Raw genomic sequence first — 21,052 nt, forward strand, 5'->3', positions numbered from 1 at the left:
AAATAATTAAGCCGATATTTTGACATCACCTGTTTATAAAAGTAGATTAAAGAAAAGAGCAATTTTGGTGATTTATAGAATGGGGCGGAATATTTTGAATAGTATGAATATGAACCATAGTGAAAATATGAATCATGCGATGAATAATCACTCATCAATGAAAATGGATGATCATGATATGATGATGCATGGTGGTCACATGATGCACATGGGGAACTTAAAGAAAAAATTCTGGGTTTCAGTTTTATTATCATTGCCAATTATCTGTTTGTCGCCTGCAATGGGCGTCCATTTACCTTTCCAATTTTCTTTCACTGGTTCTGACTGGGTAGTAGTTATTTTTGCAACGATCCTTTACTTTTATGGTGGGGAACCCTTCTTATCAGGCGCTTTTTACGAGATAAAAGACAAAAAGCCTGAAATGATGACTCTCATTTCTTTAGGAATTACTACTGCTTATATTTATAGTATTTATGCTTTTGTGAAAAATGATTTGTTAAACAGTAAAGTTCATGTAATGGACTTCTTCTGGGAACTGGCTACTTTAATTTTGATTATGCTTTTAGGTCACTGGATTGAGATGAATTCAGTGATGAATGCCAATAGTTCTGTGCATGATTTAGCTAAGCTTTTACCTGATAAGGTCCACGTACAACATGATGGTCAAACTATGGATATGGCAATAAATGATGTCCAAAAAGATGCAGTAATTTTAGTCAAAGCAGGAGAAAGTATTCCTCTTGATGGGGTTATTCTGAATGGTTCTAGTCAAGTAAACGAATCTTTGGTTACTGGTGAATCACGCGAAGTAACGCGGCAAAAAAACGATAAGGTTATTGGGGGATCAATTAACGGTTCTGGAACACTAACAATTAAGGTTGCTAATTCTGCTAATTCCGGCTTTTTAGCCAGTGTCAATAAACTAGTTCAGTCATCTCAGATGAATAAGTCCAAACTACAAAATTTGGCAGATCGGGTTTCCAGTTGGTTGTTTTATGCAGCGCTAACTTTTGGTATTATTGCTTTTTTAGTTTGGACAAGTTTACGTGGTATAGCTGGTGGTCTAGAGCGAATGGTAACCGTTTTAGTTATTGCCTGTCCCCATGCTTTGGGACTTGCTATTCCACTGGTAAATGCAAAGAGTACCTCAATTGGTGCCAAAAATGGTTTATTAATTAAAAATCGCAATGTCATCAGTGTTAGTTCAAAAATTAATTATTTGCTTTTAGACAAAACTGGAACTTTAACTGAAGGAAAATTTCAAGTACGAAAATATGATAGTTTGGCTAAAAACTATAGTGCTGATGAAGTAATTAGACTTATTGCTTCCCTTGAGCAGGATTCTAATCACCCGATTGCTCAAAGCATTTTACAATTTGCTAAAGAAAAAAATATGAAACTTTATTCATTAGCAAATAGTAAGACTTTAGATGGTAAAGGGGTCTCTGGTACTTTAAATGGCAAGGAATTTCAGCTGGTGAACGAAAAAGCTGCTAGAAAGCTAGTTAACCATTTTCCCAAAATAGATGCTTTAAACTACACTTCAAGTTATTTAGTAGAAGGAAATGATCTTTTAGGATATGTTGCTGTTGGTGATGAAATTAAAAAGAACGCTGCTTCTTTAATAAAGCAAATTAAAGATCTTAATATCACGCCGGTAATGCTTACAGGAGACAATGAAAAAGTTGCGCAAAATATTGCGCAAAAACTTAACATTTCCGAAGTACATTCAGGTTTAATGCCGGCTGACAAACAGAAAATCGTTGCAGAGTTGCAAGAAAAAGGCAATAAAGTAATGATGGTCGGAGATGGTATAAATGATGCTCCTAGTTTAGCAAAAGCCGATATTGGAGTTGCAATCGGTGCGGGAACAGATGTCGCTGTAGATTCTGCCGATGTCATTTTAGTAAATAGTGAGCCACTTGACATTATTAGTTTTTTGAATCTCGCCCAGCATACTCAAAGAAAAACCGTCCAAAATTTATGGTGGGGAGCCGGCTACAATATAATTGCATTGCCTTTAGCTGCTGGGGTATTAGCTCCTTGGGGAATATTGTTATCTCCGGCTGTTGGAGCAATTCTGATGTCTTTATCAACGGTAATAGTAGCTATTAATGCAGAAACATTAAAATTATAACAATCAGAATTAAGCACTCTTTGGGAGTGCTTTTTGTATTTTTTAAATAAATTTTTAATTTTTAAAATGATAGCCCTTTTATTTAAAAATATTGAAAAAAGTACAAAAAAACTGTATCATGAGTGAAAGAGTAATATAAAATTTATTATTAGAAGAATGTCAGCATTAAATAAGGAGACTGAACATGAGCGAAAAAGAATATCGTGTTGAAAGTGATACTATCGGCCCTGTCAAAATACCAAAAGAAGCTCTATGGGGACCGCAAACGGAACGCAGTCGCAATAACTTCCCCAGTGGTGAATTAATGCCTCTTGCAATTATTCGGGCATTTTTGCATTTAAAAAAAGCTGCTGCTGAATCAAATGTAGAAGTCGGAGATGAGCCTGAGGATAAAGGGCAAGCAATTGAGGATGCTGTTGACCATTTGCTTAATTTAGATGACCATGAACTACGCAAGGACTTTCCATTACATGTATTGCAAACTGGGTCTGGAACTCAAAGTAATATGAATGTGAATGAAGTTGTTGCAAATTTAGCTAATAAGTTGCATCCAAATTTGCATATCTTACCTAATGATGATGTTAATAGAGGACAATCGTCTAATGATACTTACCCTACAGCAATGAATATTGTGGCTGTTGAGGCACTGGATAAACTTGAACCAGCTGTGCAACACCTAATTGATGAACTGATAGCAAAACAAAATAAGTATTGGAAAACCGTTAAAGTAGGTCGTACTCACCTGCAAGATGCCACTCCAATTACTTTTGGCCAAGAAGTTTCGGGTTATATTTCTGCCTTAAAACATGACTTGAATTATATTCAAGAACTTAAACCAACATTGTACGAACTGGCAATTGGAGGGACAGCTGTTGGCACTGGACTTAATGCTGCACCTGGGATGACTGAAAAAATTGCCGGTAAATTGTCCCAAGTTTACGGACATGAATTTAAAGTTAAGACCAATAAGTTTTGGGGCTTAGCTCATCATTCTGGAATTGATGTTGTTCATGGTGCATTGAAAACTTTAGCTGCTGATATGTTTAAGATAGCACAGGATATTAGATTCTTAGCTTCTGGCCCAAGAGCCGGCTACCATGAGCTTAATATACCAGCTAATGAACCCGGATCTTCAATTATGCCGGGTAAAGTTAACCCTACACAAGCTGAAGCCGTAACCATGGCAGCTGCAAAAGTTTTTGGCAACGATACCACAATTACTTTTGCCTGTTCACAAGGAAATTTTGAAATGAACGTCTATAAAACAGTAATGATTACAGCTTTTCTTGATTCTTGTGACATTTTAACTGGTACTATTACAGGGTTTGCTGATAAAATGATAGCAGGCTTAACAGTTAATGCAGAAAAGATGGATGACTTGCTTGAAAGTTCTTTGATGACTGTTACAGCTCTGTCACCACACATTGGTTATCATGCAGCTGCGAAAATTGCCCAAACTGCTGATAAGGAAGGGACAACTCTTAAGGAATCAGCTTTAAAAAGTGGCAAGTTAACAGAGGAAGAATATGATAAGTGGATGGATTACATGGAGATGACCAATGTATCTCAAACTAATCCTGAGAAATAATTATTTTTAAAATTTTAGAGGAGAAAATAAATGGGTAAATTTGTTTTTACGCCTAACGGCAGTGCAGAAATTAGAGACCGTTATGATGCAGTAATCGTAGGAGCCGGTGGAGCTGGCTTAACAGCCGCTATTCAGGCAAAAGAACTAGGCCTCAATGTTGCTGTTTTTGAAAAAAATGCTGATCTTGGTGGAAATACTAACAGGGCATCGTCAGGAATGAATGCTTCTGAGAGCCTGGTTCAACTTAATGAAGGAATTATAGATAACAAGGAAGATTTTTATCAGGAGACTTTAAAAGGTGGAGGCAGACTAAATGATCGCGATCTTTTAAGGTATTTCGTTGACCATTCAGCAGTAGCAATTGACTGGTTAATGAATCATGGCATTGAGTTAACAAATTTGACGATAACGGGTGGTATGAGTAAAAAGAGGGCTCACCGGCCTGCCTCAATGGCACCTGTTGGCAGTTATTTAGTAACAGGAGCTTTGAAACAAATTAAAGAAAAAAATATTCCTGTTTTTAATAATTCACGGGTAATTAGTTTATTACAAAATGAGCAGAAAAAAGTTGTAGGAATTGAAGTCGAAACTGATTCAGGAACAAGAAAAGTTCAAGCAACAGCAATTTTACTAGCTTCAGGCGGCTTTGGTTCTTCAAAAGATTTGATAAAAAAATATCGTCCTGATCTAGCAAATTATAAAACAACTAATCAACCAGGAGCTACAGGCGATGGTCTAAAATTAGCAGACAAAGTGGATGCTCAACTAGAGCAAATGGAATTCATTCAGGTACATCCTACAGCTCAAACAGATACCGATCACGTATACTTAATAGGTGAAGGTTTACGTGGCGAAGGTGCAATTTTAGTTAATAAATCTGGTCAGAGATTTGTTAATGAGCTTAATACTCGAAAAATTGTTTCCGATGCCATCACTAAATTAAATGAGGATGGTGCTTACCTCCTGTTTGATCAAACAATTCGTAATAACTTTACTGCTGTTGAATTTTATGATCACGTAGGACTAGTTAGTCAAGGCTCTTCTATTGAGGAATTAGCTGAAAATATCGGTGTAAACAGTGATAATTTGAAGGAAACAATATCAAAATGGAATGATTCTGTAAAGAACAAAAATGATAGTGAATATCAGCGAACTACTGGAATGGATCGCACTATTGAGCAAGGTCCTTTCTTTGCTATTCATATTAATCCAGCTATTCATTATACAATGGGTGGAATTCATATAACTCCAAAAACTGAAGTCTTGGATTCTAACGGAAACGTTATTCCAGGACTCTATGCCGCAGGGGAGGTTTCAGGAGGATTGCATGGCAATAATAGAATTGGAGGAAACTCAATTGCTGAAACTGTGATATTTGGAAGACAGGCCGGTATACAGATGACAGAATTCACAAGACAATATAAATAATCATTTAATGAGTCTGGGAAAAAGGGCTCTTTGAAGTTAAATTAAGAAATTTCACAATTTAAAAGACTGACAAATCAACGTTTTATTGACCTGATTTGTCGGCCTTTTTTAGTTAGGTTAGAGTTTTTTCCCAGACTCTTTTTTATATTATTTGAAAGATGAAAATCATTTTATATTTTTAAAAAATTAAAAATTTAAATTATTTATTTTAAATATTGAAAAAATTAAAAAATAATTTTATAATTATCAATGTAAAGGATTACATTTTTTAAAAATTGAAAGGAAATGACGTTATGAATAAAAAGGTTTTACTAGTTGGCGATGGAGCAGTAGGCTCAACTTTTGCCAATGATTTATTGCAACATACTAGAGTTGACGAGCTGGTTATTTGCGATGTGGTAAAAAAGCGTCCACTGGGTGATTCAATGGATTTAGAGGATATATTACCTTTTACTGGAGAATGTAATATTCATTCAGGAGAATACTCTGATGCAAAAGATGCTGACGTTGTTGTAATCACAGCTGGTGTTCCGCGCAAACCGGGAGAAAGCCGCTTGGATCTAGTTAATAAAAATGTGACCATTTTAAAGAGCATTATTCAACCTGTAGTTGAATCTGGCTTCACTGGCATTTTTGTTGTCTCTGCTAATCCTGTTGATATTTTAACAACGCTGACCCAGAAACTATCGGGATTCCCTAAAAATAAGGTTATTGGAACGGGTACCTCCCTTGATTCAACACGATTAAAAGTTGACTTGGCAAGAAGATTACATGTTCCTGTTGCTGAAGTTGACTCTATGGTCTTAGGTGAGCACGGTGATACTTCTTTCGAAAACTTTGATGAGTCAACAGTTAGTGGCAAGCCACTTAAAGATTTTGACGGTGTTGACAACTCTGTTCTGGATCAAGTAGAATCAGGTATTCGTAAAAAAGGAGGAAAAATAATTGAAAATAAAGGTGCTACTTTTTATGGCATTGCGATGATGCTAACCCAGATAGTTAATGCTATATTAACTAATCAATCAATCGCCTTGCCTTTATCAGCACCAATTAAGGGTGAATATGGAATTAAAAATGAGCTTTATCTAGGAACACCTACTGTAATAAATGGCACCGGAATTAGTCAAGTGCTTGAAACTAAGCTTTCTGAAACTGAAAAAGCTAAGATGCTGAATTCAGCTACAAAAATGCAGGAAGTACTAGATAATATTACTTTAGATTAACCAAAAAGAAGGCATGACGAATGCAGGTTGGAAAAAGGATTTTTTTAAAAAGAAACCTTCCCCAAAAAGAAGTAATTGCTGCGTACAAAAATTTGCCCTCATCAAATGTGGCTGACTGTATGAATAGAACAGGTGCAATGGCACCAAGAATTAAGCTTATGTCCAAGCCTCATGAAGAAATGTGTGGACCAGCTTTTACAGTTCATAATCGTCCAGGTGATAATCTGACTATTTATGCAGCTTTAAAATATTGCCATGAAGGCGATATCGTAGTGATCGATAACGAAAACGACAATACCAGGGCTGTTATTGGTGAAGTAATGATGACTTGGCTGCGTGATCAAAGACATGTTGCTGGCGTCGTAGTTGACGGACCAATACGTGACATTGATAGTTTGCGTAATTGGGATTTGCCTATTTATGCGGTTAGTACAACGCCTGATGGACCATATAAAGAAGGTCCAGGAGAAATAAATGTCCCCATTTCTTGTGGGAATGTAAGTGTTAATCCTGGTGACGTAATTTTAGGTGATGCAGATGGTGTTATTAAGATTGCTTTAGAAGAAGCAAGTGAATTGCTTCCGATCGTTCAGGATTTTCACAAAAAAGATGATGCCAAAGCGGCCAGTTTTCATGACGGCACAGGAAATATAAATTGGCTTGATGAAGAACTGAAGAACAAAAATTATGAAATTATCGACGATATTTATCGCCCGGAAAATTACAGGTAATTAAAATGAAAACACTAGAGAAAGTTAATTACAAGGGATTTATTTTGCCCCTTGCTGTTGGTGTTATACTGTGGTGCATCACGCCGTTGCGTCCTGCAGGTTTATCAGCTCCAGCCTGGGAGATGTTTGCTATTTTCGTAGCAACTATTGTGGGATGTATCACGAAACCTTTGCCAATTGGTGGTACCACTTTAATTGGACTTATAGTAACTGTTTTAGTTGGTTTGGCTCCAATCAAGGACATTGTGGATCCTAAAACAGGCAAAGTAACAACAGGAATTCTTAGTGCCTTTAGCAATTCAGCTTCTTGGCTAATTGCTATGGCTTTCATCATGGCTTATGGTATTAGTAAAACTGGACTGGGCAACCGTATAGCTTATTGGATGATCAAACGTTTCGGTAAGAAATCCATTGGCATCGGCTATGCCATTACTGGATTGGAATTAATTTTAGGAGCTTTGATCCCATCAAACAGCGCCAGAACTGGAGGAGTCGTTTGGCCTGTAACCGAATCAATATCTAAAGATTATGATTCTTACCCCAATGAGCCTTCCAGAAAGAAAATAGGTGCCTATCTCAGCTTCATGGCTTTTCATGCCAATATTCTTTCGACTGCTCTCTTCATTACTGGAGCGGCTCCAAATATGGTAGCTTCACAAATGGCAGCACAGAAAAATTACAATATGACCTGGATTAGTTGGTTTTCAGCCGCAGTAGTTCCTGTTCTTGTTGCAACTATTGTTATTCCACTTGTGATTTATAAAATCTTTCCACCAGAAATAAAAGAAACACCTAATGCCGAAAAATGGGCCACTGATCATTTAAAGGAGATGGGACCAGTTACAAAACCTGAAAAAATTATGTCAATGGTATTTTTGCTGGCGATAATTTTATGGGTTTTATCTGGCGTTTTTGATATTCCACAATTAGATTCAACTTTTGTTGCCTTTCTAGCAGTAGGCTTGTTGCTGTTAACTGGTGTTTTAACCATGAAAGATGCCTTAAACCAAACTGGTGCCTGGAATATTTTAATTTGGCTGTCAATTTTAATTTTTATGGCAAGTAAACTTATTTCATTTGGCTTTATTGACTGGTTCTCAAAGACCATTCAAACAAGTCTTCATGGTATAAGTTGGCAAATAGTATTAGTGGTTTTAGTAATATTAATGTTTTATACTCACTATTTCTTTGCTAGTGGTACAGCTCACATGACAGCCTTATATTTACCATTCTTATCAGTAGCAGTAGCTACTGGTGCTCCTTTGGGTCTTTCTGCAATGCTGCTTGCATTTACAGGAGCCTTTAATGCTTCAACCACACATTATGCCAATGGACCAGCTTCGATACTAGCTACGACAGGTTACATTAAACAGGGTGAATGGTGGAAATACAACTTTATCTTAGGAATTATCTATTTATTGATTTTTGGCTTAGTTGGAACTTTCTGGATGAAGATTATTGGAATCTGGTAAATGCTTGAAGAGAAAAACTTTATTACTAATGATGGTATACGAATAGCGTATTATGATACAGATAAAAGTGCACAACCTATATTGGCAGTTCCTGGTATAGGAAGCACCGCAATATTATGGAAAAAAGTTGCTAAACTTTTTGTAGCTGATTATCGTTTTATCGTAATAGATCCGCGTAACCAGGGACGTTCACAAAGAACGTATAAAGGCCAGCGTATCAGTCGTCATGCGGCTGATTTAAAGGAACTAATTACCAAGTTAAATTTGAAAGATATTATCGCTATTGGAAATTCAATGGGTGCAGCAAATATTTGGGCTTATGTTTCATTATTTGGCTATGACAGGCTAAAGGCAATTATTGATTTAGATCAGCCACCCAAGATGATTCGAGATAGCTCTTGGAAGTACGGCTTTAAAGATCTAACTTGGCAGAATTACCCGGATTATTTAAAGGCAGATTTTGGCAATGGCAGCTTTACTCATATTAATGATGAAATGTTTAAAGAGGCCAAAATGGAAGCCCAGAAATATTCATATAATGCTGAAGAGAATTATCTTTGTCGTATAGATCATGCTGAGCAAGATTGGCGAGATGTTTTAATTGATTTAAAAATCCCAATGCTCGTTTTAGCAGGACAAAATTCACACTTTTTTGACTATCACTTTGCCTATGCCATGGAAAAGTTGAATAAAGCAATAACTGCGAAGATTATCAAAAATTGTGGACACCTAATTCAAGCTGAGCAGCCTCTGAGCATGTATAAAGAAGTTATGAACTTTTTAAAAGAAATTTAACTCAAAGTGAGAATGGGAAAATGGATAAAACCGTAGAACTTTTCTTAAGATTACCAGAAACAAAAAATAGGTGGCAAAATTTCCTAGTTAGTCAAGGGATTAATAATTTTAGTTCTCGTGAAGTTGCTGTGATTGATCATACAGCTGGCCTAATTGATGAAGATGGTCAATTAGTAGGAACGGGTAGCATTGCTGGAAATGTTCTCAAATATATCGCAGTTTCAAATGATGAATCTGTTCAGGGAGCAAGATTTAATCAAATAGTTTCAGCACTACAGGAATACCTTTTTAATCAGAGAATTTATCATTCATTCGTGTTTACTAAAGCGAAATATTCTGCCAGTTTTTCTCACTTAGGATTTAAGGAACTAGCGCATACTAATGAAGCAGCTTTTTTAGAGAGTGGCACGCCTAATATTCAGGATTTTTTGGCAAAAATTCCCAGAATAAAAGACCAAAGTCATAAAAAAGTTGCAGCAATTGTCATGAACGCTAATCCATTTACTTTAGGTCATCAAGGGCTGGTAAAACTTGCTAGTAGCGAAAATGATCTGGTATATGTGTTTGTTGTTGCTACAGATGCTTCATTATTTAAGACGAGCGAAAGAATGGAACTGGTAAAACAAGGCACCTCTGAGTACAAAAATGTATTAGTAGTTAGTGGTGGAGACTATTTAGTTTCTCAATCAACTTTTCCAGCATACTTTTTAAAATCACCTGATGAACTGATCGCTACGCAAACAAAAATTGATGCATTAATTTTTAAAAATACTATTGCACCGAAATTGGCAATAAAAAAGCGTTATTTAGGTACTGAACCATTTTCAAGAACAACTAATTTCTATAATCAAAGCTTAAAAAATACACTTAGTCCCAAAATTGACGTTGAAATTGTTAAGCGCTTTTGCAATCACGATCAAATAATTACAGCTACACGTGTACGTCAACTGATCAAAAGTGACAATTTAAAAGACATTTCAAATTTAGTCCCGCCAACTACATTTGATTTTATTAATAAAAACTATCAAATTTTACAAGAAAGAATAAAGAAAGGAATGAACATCAATGGAAATTAAGACTGTTGGAGTGGCAGGAACTTTAGAATCTTCAGATATTCAAATCATGGTCTCGGCTGGTCAAAATGGTATTGAAATTGACTTGGAATCCGAAGTAGCCAAGTCTTACGGAGATCAGATCAAAAAAGTGATAACTGATACTCTTAATAAATTCGGAATTGATAATGCAAAAGTCAAGGCTACTGATAAAGGTGCACTTGACTGCGTAATAGCTGCACGTACATTGGCTGCAGCTCAAAGAGCAACCGAAACCACAGATAAACCAAGATTGGAGGTACTACAATAAATGACTTACGTAAAAAATCGTTTGCGGCGAACAATGATGTTTGTACCGGGAAATAATCCAGCTATGGTTAAGGATGCCGGTTTCTATGGTGCCGACTCTATTATGTTGGATTTGGAAGATGCAGTATCTCTAACTGAAAAAGATGCAGCAAGAATGTTAGTATTTAATGCTATTAAAACTGTTGATTTTGGTGGTGCAGAAGTAGTTGTCAGAATTAATGGGCAAGATACGCCTTTTTATGACGAAGATGTAAAGGCAATGGTTCGAGCAGGAGTTGATGTTATTCGTCTGCCAAAAACAGAATCAGCTGCAATGATTAAAAAATTAGTAGCTGATATGGAAAAGGCAGAAGAAGAATATGGCGTCGAAAAAGGCTCTATTGGCGTAATGGCTGCGATTGAAAGTGCTAAAGGTGTTCTTAATGCACCTGAAATTGCAACGGCCACACCATTAATGATGGGTTTGGCAGTTTCTGGCGAAGATTATACTGCTGATATGCACACTCACCGTTATCCTGACGGACGTGAACTTGAATTTGCTCGTAATATGGTTTTACAAGCTGCTAGAGCTGCAGATGTTTATGCCTTTGATACAGTTTTTTCAAATATGAATGACACAGAAGGATTTTACCGCGAGACAAAATATATTTATGAACTTGGTTATGATGGTAAGTCTTTGGTCAATCCACGTCAAATTCCAATGGTTAATAAAGTATTCAACCCAACTAAAGACGAAATTGAAAATGCTCTTGCTGTGCAAAATGCAATTCAGGAAGCAAAAGCAAAGGGCTCTGGAGTAATTTCGATGAACGGTAAGATGGTTGACAAACCTGTAGTTGAAAAAGCTGATCGCGTTATTGAAACAGCAAAAGCTTCGAATTTAATTGATGAGGAGGGTAATTACATTGGAGAATAAAGTAAAGCGCAATTTGCCAGATGATTTGATGACTGATATGAATCTAAAACCATTTAAGTCTGTTGTAGTTGGCAATCCTGAAGTAAAGAGAGTTGCACCCAAAGTGCAAGTTACCACCGGCGAATCAAAAGTGGTCGACTCTTTAGAGGAAGTTATCAAAAAGACACTAAAAGACGGTATGACCATTTCGTTTCACCATCACTTTAGAAATGGCGATTTTGCTTTTAACAAAGTAATGGATTTAATTATTAAAATGGGTTACAAAAATCTAACTTTAGCTCCTTCTTCTTTGACTGGTGTTATGAATGACAAAGTAATTGAAGCAATTAAAAAGGGTGTCATTACCAATATTACTTCTTCTGGAATGAGAGGCAGCTTAGGGGATTTTGTTTCCCATGGTGGACTGAAGAATCCAGTGATTTTCCGTTCTCACGGAAACCGTGCGCGTTCAATTGAAGAAGGAGAAATCAAAATTGATGTTGCCTTTTTAGGTGTCCCTAATTCTGATCCTGCAGGAAACGCTAATGGTCAAGAAGGAGATGCCGTATTCGGTTCTTTAGGATACGCATTGATTGACTCTCAATATGCGAATAAAGTAGTTTTATTGACAGACAACATTGTTGATTATCCAAATACTCCAGCTTCTATTAAACAAACTCAGGTCGATTACGTTGTTAAGGTTGATCAAATAGGTGACGCGGATAAAATTGGTTCAGGAGCGACTCGTTTTACTAAAGATCCAAAAGAGCTGAAGATTGCGCAAACCGTTAATCAGGTAATTACTAATTCACCTTATTATAAGCAAGGATTTTCTTTTCAGACAGGATCTGGCGGAGCTGCTCTTGCTGTGACCAGATATTTAAGAGAATCAATGTTAAAAGATGGCATCACAGCATCGTTTGCTCTAGGTGGCATTACCAAGCCCACAACCGACCTACTTGAGGAAGGCCTGGTCAAAAAAATTATGGATGTGCAGGATTTTGATAAAGGTGCTGCTGCATCAATGGCTAAGAATAAAAATCAACAAGAGATTGATGCATCTTGGTACGCCGATCCTCACAATAAAGGGGCAGTAGTTAATAATTTAGATGTTGCTATTCTTTCGGCTTTACAGATTGATACAGATTTCAACGTTAACGTAATGACCGGTTCTGATGGTGTTATCCGTGGTGCTATTGGTGGTCACCAAGATGCAGCTGCAGCCAAAATGACTATTATTACTGCTCCATTGGTACGCGGACGAAATGCGACTGTTGTTCCAGCAGTTGAAACAGTTGTAACTCCTGGTGATTCAATTGATGTTTTGGTAACTGAAAGAGGAATTGCAATTAATCCACGTCGTAAGGATCTCATAGATGCTTTTGCCAAAGTGCCTGAACTTAATGTAGTTGATATTAAGGAACTTCAAAAAATGGCTCAACAGCAAGTTGGAGTTCCAAAACCACTGGCATATACTGATCGGACTGTTGCTCTTATTCAGTATCGAGACGGCACAATTATTGATACTATTAAGCAAGTAAAAGACTAATTATTTATTTTAAAAAAAGTGTGAGAATGAGCTTTAACTTGTTCTCACATTTTTTAGTTATAATATAAAAAAAGTGAATACCAGAATGATAAAATCAATTTTTAATGTGGGTCAGCCTCAGAGTATAACCGATGTACTGCAAAATAAAGATGAACGTGTCAAACTTCAACAACAAATCTTGCAAAAGTTCCCAGAGACAACATTATTGGATGTTAAATTGAACATACCAGGTCCTATTAAAAACAATCGTTATTTAGAGAAAATATTTGCCGAAGGTATTTTTGACTTAGAGAAAGTTTTTCAAAGTAGTAATTTACCTTTTATTCTTTATGAACATTGGGAAAAGGTGACAGGCCCCGAAAATTTTTACCTTGTCAATTGTAACTACAGAGTTGTAAAAGAAAAAGCAGTTGAATTTGAGGATCATAAAAAAATAAATCGACTTTTTGATGCTGATGTTTTAATTAATAAACAAAAACAGGCTATATCCCGCAAAGAATTAGGTATGCCCGTTCGTAAATGTTTTTTATGTTCAAGACCTGCTAAAGAATGTGCTCGTTCAAGAAGACATTCAGTCACGGAATTACAAGATTATATCACCAATTTGTATAGGCAGGAGATATCCTCTAATTAAAACTAGAGAGTATTATTCTTATGTAAAACTCTTTCTGCTATTCCACTAGTAGTGATTAAGTGGGTAATTACTCCTGTTCTTAAAGCTCCTAAAAGAGCGTCTTCTTTAAAGCGATTCCTGACTATGACAAAGCGATCAGGAATTGCAAAAATATTGGAAAGGCTGATTCCTGAAATATGTGGCTCAATGGGACTATAAAAGCGTCCCTTAATATCATAAGGTCTACCAAAAATAATTCCCGCTAATTGATTTTTCTTAAGACCAGGGAAAAGTTTATCTGCATAATAGTCCATAAAGAATTGACCGGATTCTAATGATTGCATTGTTCCGATGCTTGCAAATACCAGGTCAATCTGAGAAAAATATTTTTCTATGTATTCATAGTACGGTTCTTTATGAACCTTTTTTACTAAAGTGGGATCAATAGCATAAAGAGGAGCAGGAAAAGTGAGACATTTTGCGCTGAATTTATTGGCAGCATGCTGAATTAATGGTTGTTTACGTTTACTGGCATTTACCACTTGCCCTAATAGCTGCACAAACGTTAGATCATCGCGTGTTTCTGCTGAAAAATCATCAATAATGTCTCTTAAGAGAGTTCCCCAAGTTAAGCCGACAACATGAGCTGAATTAATGTAATTTTGTATTTGCTTAGCTGCATAGTTAACAATCATTTCATTATCTTGGTTTTTGGTTTCTTTATCTTCTAAAATATAAACTTCTTTCAAACCGAAAAGCCTTTGAAATTCACGCTCAAGTTTTTGTGATCGCTTGGGGCTTTGATAAATACTGATTTTTACTATTCCTTTATCTTCAGCTTCATCTATTGCTTTAGCTATAAGATAGCGGGAGAGATTATACTTTTTCGAGATTTCTGCAATGTTCAGCTTGCTCAAAAAATAGTCGTGTGCGATGTTCGCAAGTTGTTCATCTGTTAACAATGTCATTTGTTTTTTCCTATTCTTTATACTTTTTATTTGTTTTAATTATATTAGAAAGAACGGTTTAATACTATAACTTAAGCAACTCTTTAGAAGAAAAATTTTCGGGATACGAAATTTAAATTCTGCTTTTATTCAAGTAAATCACAAAATTTTGCATGTGTGATTTTTTGCAAATCTTGAGGATTTAAAAACACGCTCCGGCCAATTTTGCCACTGGAAACAGCAATTTCATTTTCGCTGATCATGCTATTATCAAGAAAAATAGGAAAATGATGTTTAAAATAGATGCCAATGGGAGTATTAGCCCCATGTACATAACCGGTAGTCTTTTCTAAATCTTTCAGAGGCAACATTTCACATTTTTTATTACCGGAGTTTTTGGCAAGTTTTTTCATGCTCAAATGCTCGGTTACTGGTATTACCGCTACTAAAGTCGACGTCTTATTTCCACAGCACACCAAAGTTTTATAGACCAAATGTTCATTCTCGTTTAAAATGGATGTATCCATTTTTGCCACACCGCCTGAATCTTCATGTGTAGCAAACTCTGCTTGTCGATATAGTATTTTATTCCTATCTAATATTTTTTCGACAAGCGTCTTTTCAATCTTATTTTTCTTTTTTGACATAATGATCACCTTTTTAATGATAGCATTGATAAAAGGGAAAATAAAAGGGAGTTAAAAAAATAATGAAATTGTTAATTATTAAAATAGAAACTAGTCATGAAGTTGAAGATGCATTAAATATATATAGTCATGATGTACTAAAGTGTTTGGGCACTGAAACACGGAAACGTTCAGATTTTGAACAAGCTGGTTGGGAATCTGATTCAACAATTGTTAAACTTGACGAAATAAAAGACTTACCTGAAGATTTGGAATTTTTAGCATATTTTGATATGGAACAGGATCAGGCAGAATTAGTTAAAAAGTACCAAAAAAAACTGTCTGAATTAGAGGGTTACGGTTTGAAAATAGGTCAGGCTAAAGTTACTGCTTCTTATATCAAAGATGAAGACTGGAATACAGTGTGGCAAAAATTTTATCATCCAATTGATTTTTCCAGGCACTTGGCAATAGTACCTGAATGGGAAGAATATCAGCCAGCTTTTAAAGACCAAAACATAATCAAACTTGACCCAGGTTTGGCATTTGGAACTGGTTCACATAAGACTACTCAATTGGCACTGTTAGGACTGGAACAGATTTTAGTCAAACCAGAGACTGTTTGTGATGTTGGCACAGGCTCTGGAATTTTAGCTATTGCTTCATCTGTCTTAGGAGCAAGCTCAGTTTTAGCAACAGATATATCTGATGAGGCAATAACTGCTGCTAATGAAAATATATCTTTAAATAATTTAACTAATATAAAAGTGCAGAAGACGAACTTATTAAATCAAGTCAAAAGTAAATATGATATTATTGTAGCAAATATTTTGGCTGAAATTTTACTTGATTTAATTCCAGAATTGGATGAACATTTAAACTCTAATGGAAAAGTGATTTTTTCTGGGATAGATTGTGACCAGATTGAAAAAATCAAGACAGCTTTAACTGCAAATGGATTCCAAATTATATTATCAATGCAACAAGGACGTTGGATTGGGTTAATTATTGAAAGAAAAGATAACTAAATAGAGTTATAATAGATAATTAAATTAGTAAGGAACTAACAAGTTGATTGATAAACTAAAAAATATTCCTTTTTTTAAAAAGTTAAATAGCTACAAAATTACGCCTGTAATTTGCTGGAGTATATTAGTCATGATTTTGCCACTCATATTTAGCCTGTTTTCTATAGGAACTATTTATCGCGTGGGACTGTTATTTATAATACTCAACAGCATAATTAGCTATCACATTGGCAAATTGATTAAAGCACTTAAATTAAGGCACTATTGGCTCTTGTTTTTGCCAGGCTGTTTTTGCTTAATTGTTTTATTGAAATATGCTAATTATAACTTTTTGTTTGCATTGATTTATCTCATTTTGGAAATATTTGGTCTAATGGATAATCAAATTTACGGATAGTGCTAGAAGGGGCGATATTCTATGTCAAAGTACATTGAAATGACACATGAACAGGTGATAGATACCTGTAAAAAATATATGAATGATGATCAAATTGCATTTGTTGAAAAAGCATATAAATTTGCTGCAAATGCCCATAAAGATCAAAAAAGAGCCTCCGGTCAGCCATATATCGTTCATCCTACCCAAGTTGCCGGTACTCTTGCAAAACTGAGTCTTGATCCGGATACAATTGCAGCAGGATTCCTACATGATACAGTAGAAGATACGCCAGTCACTAATGATGATATTAAGGAAAAATTTGGTAAAGATGTTGCTTTTATAGTTGATGGTGTCACTAAATTAAATAAATACCAGTATAAATCGCATCAAGAATTTTTGGCTGAAAATCACAGAAAAATGTTAATTGCAATGGCAAAAGATATTCGTGTGATTATGGTCAAATTAGCTGACAGACTGCATAATATGCATACTTTAGAGCATTTGCGCCCTGATAAGCAGCGCCGAATTGCATCTGAGACTATGGATATTTATGCTCCCTTAGCTGATCGTTTGGGTATCGGAACAATTAAATGGGAACTTGAAGATATGAGTTTTCATTATTTGAATCCCAAGGCATATTATCGCATTGTTAATTTAATGAATCTTAAACGCAGCCAAAGGGAAAAATATATCCAAGATGCAATCAAGACACTTAAGGAAAGTTTGGATAGCCTGGGCATTAAGTACGAAATATATGGTCGACCAAAGCATATTTATTCTATTTATAAAAAAATGGTCAACAAGCATAAAGATTTTAATGAAATTTATGACTTGTTGGCAGTGCGCGTGATTGTTAAAACGGTTAAAGACTGTTATGCAGTTTTAGGAGCAGTTCATACTAAATGGAAACCGATGCCTGGCCGGTTTAAGGACTATATTGCTGTTCCTAAGGTCAACGGCTACCAGTCGCTTCATACCACTATTATTGGTCCTGGTGGCAGACCTCTTGAAATACAAATCAGAACCGAACAAATGCATGAAGTTGCTGAATACGGTGTGGCTGCTCACTGGGCATATAAGAGGGGAAATTTTAAAGGTGTAGAACAAACCAGTTCAAATGAAAAGTTGGATATGGTCCGTGAAATTTTAGAATTAAAAGATGAAACTTCAGATGCTGACGAATTCATGAAAAGCGTTAAAAGCGAAATCTTCTCTGATCGTGTTTATGTTTTCACTCCTAAAGGTGAAGTTTATGAACTGCCAAAAGGGTCAGTTACCTTAGATTTTGCTTATGAGATTCATACTCAAGTGGGTAGTCATGCAGTCGGAGCCAAAGTCAATGGTAAATTAGTACCTCTTGATTATAAACTGAAAAATGGCGATGTCATTGAAATAATGACGCAGTCGAATGCTACCCCTTCACGCGACTGGGTTGATTTAGTTAAGACCTCGCGCGCACGCAACAAAATTCGCCGGTACTTTAGAAATCTTGATCGTGACCATAGTATTGAGCAGGGCGAGCAAATGGTTGCCGACAAACTGCGTGAGCAAGGACTTTCACCCAAAGTATTTATGTCAAAAGAACATATTGAGCCACTATTGGAGCAAATAAATTATCACACAGCAGATGAAATGTATGCTTCAATTGGTTTTGGTGATCTCTCCGCGATTGGTGTGGTTAACAGATTAACTGCGGATATACGCCGCGAGAATGAAAAGAAGAAGCAAAAGCAGCTTGAAGAAGAAATTCTGAATTCAGGACAAAAAGCAGTTTCGGAAAATCCACCAAGTAAAAAAGATTCTAAGGCAATGAAGATCAAGCACAAAAATGGTGTCATGATTCAGGGCATAAGTGACTTGATGCTTCATTTGGCCAAGTGTTGCAACCCGGTTCCTGGAGACGACATCGTTGGCTATGTTACTAAAGGTCGGGGCGTGACAATTCATCGAACAGACTGCCGTAACATTGTAAATAATGACGAAAGTAAGGGCAGACTGATTGAAGTTCAATGGGAAAATGTTGCTGAAAACAGTGCGCAAGCATTTAATGCTAATATTGAAGTCTTCGGCTACAATCGTGGTAAATTACTTACAGATGTCATTACAAAATTGAACACACTAACCCCAAATATTAATAATATCTCAGGCAAAGTTAATGAAGATAATATTGCTCATATATATGCTACAGTGGCAGTCAACAATTCAGCTCAATTGGATGGCATTTTGACCAAATTAAGAGATATACCAGATGTATACCAGACGAGGAGGGCTGATAATTAATGCGAATTGTGATCCAAAGAGTTAACAGGGCTAGTGTAAAAATAGCTGAAAATACAGTAGGAGAAATTTCCAAGGGTTTATTACTGCTAGTTGGTTTAAAAGAAGGCGATGAAGCCGATACTGTTAAAAAAGCCGCTGCTAAAATTGCTAAAATGCGTATCTTTGAAGATGAAAATGGTAAAACTAATTTAGCAATTAAAGATGTTGGCGGACAAATATTAAGTGTTAGTCAGTTTACTTTACTAGCAGATACCAAAAAGGGTAATCGACCAAGTTTTATTAAAGCTATGAGACCACCAAAATCAAAAGAGTTATGGGAACAGTTCAATAAAGAATTGGAGAAACTGGGTTTAACTGTAGAAACAGGTGAATTTGGTGCTGACATGCAGGTTGATTTAGAAAATGATGGACCTTTCACAATTGTGTTGGATTTGTAAATATCATGCATGCATAGTAGTACTACAGGTTGACTTTTAACTGTGAAAACTATATTCTAAAAAAGAATTATCAATGACAAAGACTGAAGTTTAGTATTTTTATTCAGAGACCGCCTGTTTTTGGTGAAAAGGTGGGGAAAAAACTAACTGTGACCCCTTTACCAGATAATGATCGCCTCGCGAGCGTTATTCGCAGCAGGTAAAAGGTGGTACCGTGCTAAATCAGAGCGCCCTTGATTTATTCAAGGACGTTTTTTTATTAAAAGGATGATTAAATGAGAGTTCAAAGACCTAAAGGAACAGTTGATATTTTGCCAGATGAATCTGGATCATGGGAAAAAGTCGAACAAATATTGCGTGACTTTTTTAAACAAGCAAATTATCGCGAGATTCGGACACCCAGTTTTGAAAACTATAATGTTTTTTCGCGCTCGAGTGGTGAAACTTCTGATGTTGTTGAAAAAGAAATGTATGATTTTAATGATAAAGGTGGCAGACACATTGCCTTAAGACCTGAAGGGACAGCTGGAGTTGTGCGTGCCTACGTCGAAGATAAGCTTTACGCACCAGAAATTGCCAAGCCTTTAAACGTTTATTATATTGAGTCGACATTTCGCTATGAAAGGCCTCAAGCAGGGCGCCAACGTGAATTTCACCAAATTGGCATCGAGAGTTTTGGCTCCGCAAATCCTTTGGCAGACGTAGAAACAATTGTTCTGGCTCATGATTTATTAGCCAAACTTGGTGTGAGAAATTATGAGTTACATATTAATACGCTGGGTAATGCACAAGTTCGTCAAGATTATCATGATGCATTGGTTAATTATTTTAAACCAATTAGAGACCAGCTTTCTGATGACTCAAAAAGACGGCTCAAAAAGAATCCTTTGCGCATTCTAGATTCTAAAGATGAACAGGATAAGCAGTTTTTACCAGATGCGCCTAAAATAGTTGATTATTTGGATCAAGAATCAAAAGAAAACTTTGACCAAATTTTAAAAATGCTGGATCAATTAAAGATTAATTATGTGATTGATAATGATTTAGTTCGTGGACTTGATTATTATACCGGTGTCATTTTTGAATTCATGGTTGAAGATAAAAGCATTTGGGAATCTGCTTCAACAATCCTTGGCGGCGGTCGATATGATAACCTAGTAGAGGAATTTGACGGGCCAAGTACTCCAGCCGTTGGTTTTGGCATTGGAGAAGAACGTTTGATGCTGGTATTACAAAAACAAAATCCCGAGCTTTTTGTAGATCAGGGCATTGATTTCTTTATTGCCAATATCGGTCAAGAAACAGAAGTAAAAACGGTTGCAATTGCTCGTTTATTGCGTAAGCAAGGTCTGAAAGTTCAATATGATGTTGATCAAAAGAAGTTAAAAGCTCAATTCAAAAAAGCGGATAGAGCTAAAGCTAAATACGTTATTACTCTTGGCGATAAAGAATTAGCTGCCAGTGTTTTAAATGTTAAGAGACTTTCTGATGCTAAAACATTTAAGTTTAATTTCAACGATCTTGAAGATATGAATGCGGTAATGAAACAATTAAAGGAATAAA

The 21,052-nt window shown here is 36.0% G+C and carries 18 protein-coding genes; 16 read left to right on the forward strand and 2 right to left on the reverse strand.

Annotated features, from left to right (window positions below):
- The first annotated feature begins 79 nt into the window (after positions 1 to 79).
- From LDM92_RS01230 to citX, 12 genes are all read left to right on the forward strand, one after another.
- Positions 80 to 2,137 (forward strand): copper-translocating P-type ATPase, encoded by a 2,058-nt coding sequence (locus tag LDM92_RS01230; RefSeq protein ID WP_274383940.1) that lies wholly within the window; start codon positions 80 to 82, stop codon positions 2,135 to 2,137.
- Between the two features lie 184 nt (positions 2,138 to 2,321).
- Positions 2,322 to 3,725 (forward strand): class II fumarate hydratase, encoded by a 1,404-nt coding sequence (locus LDM92_RS01235; RefSeq protein ID WP_223901686.1) that lies wholly within the window; start codon positions 2,322 to 2,324, stop codon positions 3,723 to 3,725.
- A 30-nt stretch (positions 3,726 to 3,755) separates the two neighbouring features.
- Positions 3,756 to 5,153 carry a flavocytochrome c gene (locus tag LDM92_RS01240; protein ID WP_223901687.1) on the forward strand — a complete coding sequence of 466 codons (1,398 nt, stop codon included), beginning with the start codon at positions 3,756 to 3,758 and terminating at the stop codon, positions 5,151 to 5,153.
- Positions 5,154 to 5,446: 293 nt separating this feature from the next.
- A complete protein-coding gene (locus tag LDM92_RS01245) occupies positions 5,447 to 6,376 on the forward strand; it encodes an L-lactate dehydrogenase (protein ID WP_223901688.1) in 930 nt (309 codons plus the stop codon).
- Positions 6,377 to 6,396: 20 nt separating this feature from the next.
- Complete coding sequence (locus LDM92_RS01250; RefSeq protein ID WP_223901689.1) at positions 6,397 to 7,107, forward strand: RraA family protein; 711 nt, start codon at positions 6,397 to 6,399, stop codon at positions 7,105 to 7,107.
- Positions 7,108 to 7,112: 5 nt separating this feature from the next.
- Entirely contained in the window at positions 7,113 to 8,579 is a 1,467-nt protein-coding gene (locus LDM92_RS01255) for a DASS family sodium-coupled anion symporter (protein ID WP_223901690.1), read from the forward strand.
- Positions 8,580 to 9,374 carry an alpha/beta fold hydrolase gene (locus LDM92_RS01260; RefSeq protein ID WP_223901691.1) on the forward strand — a complete coding sequence of 265 codons (795 nt, stop codon included), beginning with the start codon at positions 8,580 to 8,582 and terminating at the stop codon, positions 9,372 to 9,374.
- A 20-nt stretch (positions 9,375 to 9,394) separates the two neighbouring features.
- Positions 9,395 to 10,450: a [citrate (pro-3S)-lyase] ligase gene (gene citC / locus LDM92_RS01265; RefSeq protein WP_223901692.1), complete on the forward strand. Its 1,056-nt coding sequence runs from the start codon at positions 9,395 to 9,397 to the stop codon at positions 10,448 to 10,450.
- Positions 10,440 to 10,736: a citrate lyase acyl carrier protein gene (citD, locus tag LDM92_RS01270; protein ID WP_223901693.1), complete on the forward strand. Its 297-nt coding sequence runs from the start codon at positions 10,440 to 10,442 to the stop codon at positions 10,734 to 10,736. Before citC ends, citD begins: the two co-directional genes overlap by 11 nt.
- Positions 10,737 to 11,651 carry an aldolase/citrate lyase family protein gene (locus LDM92_RS01275; RefSeq protein WP_223901694.1) on the forward strand — a complete coding sequence of 305 codons (915 nt, stop codon included), beginning with the start codon at positions 10,737 to 10,739 and terminating at the stop codon, positions 11,649 to 11,651.
- Positions 11,641 to 13,179 carry a citrate lyase subunit alpha gene (gene citF, locus LDM92_RS01280; protein WP_309294906.1) on the forward strand — a complete coding sequence of 513 codons (1,539 nt, stop codon included), beginning with the start codon at positions 11,641 to 11,643 and terminating at the stop codon, positions 13,177 to 13,179. The genes LDM92_RS01275 and citF overlap by 11 nt, the downstream gene beginning before the upstream one ends.
- Before the next feature lie 85 nt (positions 13,180 to 13,264).
- The gene (gene citX, locus LDM92_RS01285; RefSeq protein ID WP_223901696.1) at positions 13,265 to 13,813 is read left to right on the forward strand and encodes a citrate lyase holo-[acyl-carrier protein] synthase; all 549 of its coding nucleotides are present in this window, start codon (positions 13,265 to 13,267) and stop codon (positions 13,811 to 13,813) included.
- Positions 13,814 to 13,815: 2 nt separating this feature from the next.
- Here the strand turns inward: citX and LDM92_RS01290 are convergent, their stop codons facing one another.
- Positions 13,816 to 14,760: a sugar-binding transcriptional regulator gene (locus tag LDM92_RS01290; RefSeq protein ID WP_223901697.1), complete on the reverse strand. Its 945-nt coding sequence runs from the start codon at positions 14,758 to 14,760 to the stop codon at positions 13,816 to 13,818.
- A 125-nt stretch (positions 14,761 to 14,885) separates the two neighbouring features.
- Positions 14,886 to 15,386, reverse strand: coding sequence for a Cys-tRNA(Pro) deacylase (gene ybaK / locus LDM92_RS01295; RefSeq protein WP_223901698.1), 501 nt, complete (start codon positions 15,384 to 15,386; stop codon positions 14,886 to 14,888).
- Positions 15,387 to 15,448: 62 nt separating this feature from the next.
- On the opposite strand from ybaK, the gene prmA reads away from it, so the two are divergent.
- From prmA to hisS, 4 genes are all read left to right on the forward strand, one after another.
- A complete protein-coding gene (prmA, locus tag LDM92_RS01300; RefSeq protein ID WP_223901699.1) occupies positions 15,449 to 16,393 on the forward strand; it encodes a 50S ribosomal protein L11 methyltransferase in 945 nt (314 codons plus the stop codon).
- Between the two features lie 418 nt (positions 16,394 to 16,811).
- Complete coding sequence (locus tag LDM92_RS01305) at positions 16,812 to 19,052, forward strand: RelA/SpoT family protein (protein WP_223901700.1); 2,241 nt, start codon at positions 16,812 to 16,814, stop codon at positions 19,050 to 19,052.
- Positions 19,052 to 19,489, forward strand: coding sequence for a D-aminoacyl-tRNA deacylase (dtd, locus tag LDM92_RS01310; protein ID WP_223901701.1), 438 nt, complete (start codon positions 19,052 to 19,054; stop codon positions 19,487 to 19,489). The genes LDM92_RS01305 and dtd overlap by 1 nt, the downstream gene beginning before the upstream one ends.
- Before the next feature lie 275 nt (positions 19,490 to 19,764).
- Positions 19,765 to 21,051, forward strand: a complete 1,287-nt coding sequence (gene hisS / locus LDM92_RS01315; RefSeq protein ID WP_223901702.1) for a histidine--tRNA ligase — start codon at positions 19,765 to 19,767, stop codon at positions 21,049 to 21,051.
- The last annotated feature ends 1 nt before the right edge of the window (position 21,052 follow it).

This window comes from Lactobacillus laiwuensis, from assembly GCF_019972835.1.
GTDB classification, from domain to species: Bacteria; Bacillota; Bacilli; order Lactobacillales; family Lactobacillaceae; genus Lactobacillus; species Lactobacillus laiwuensis.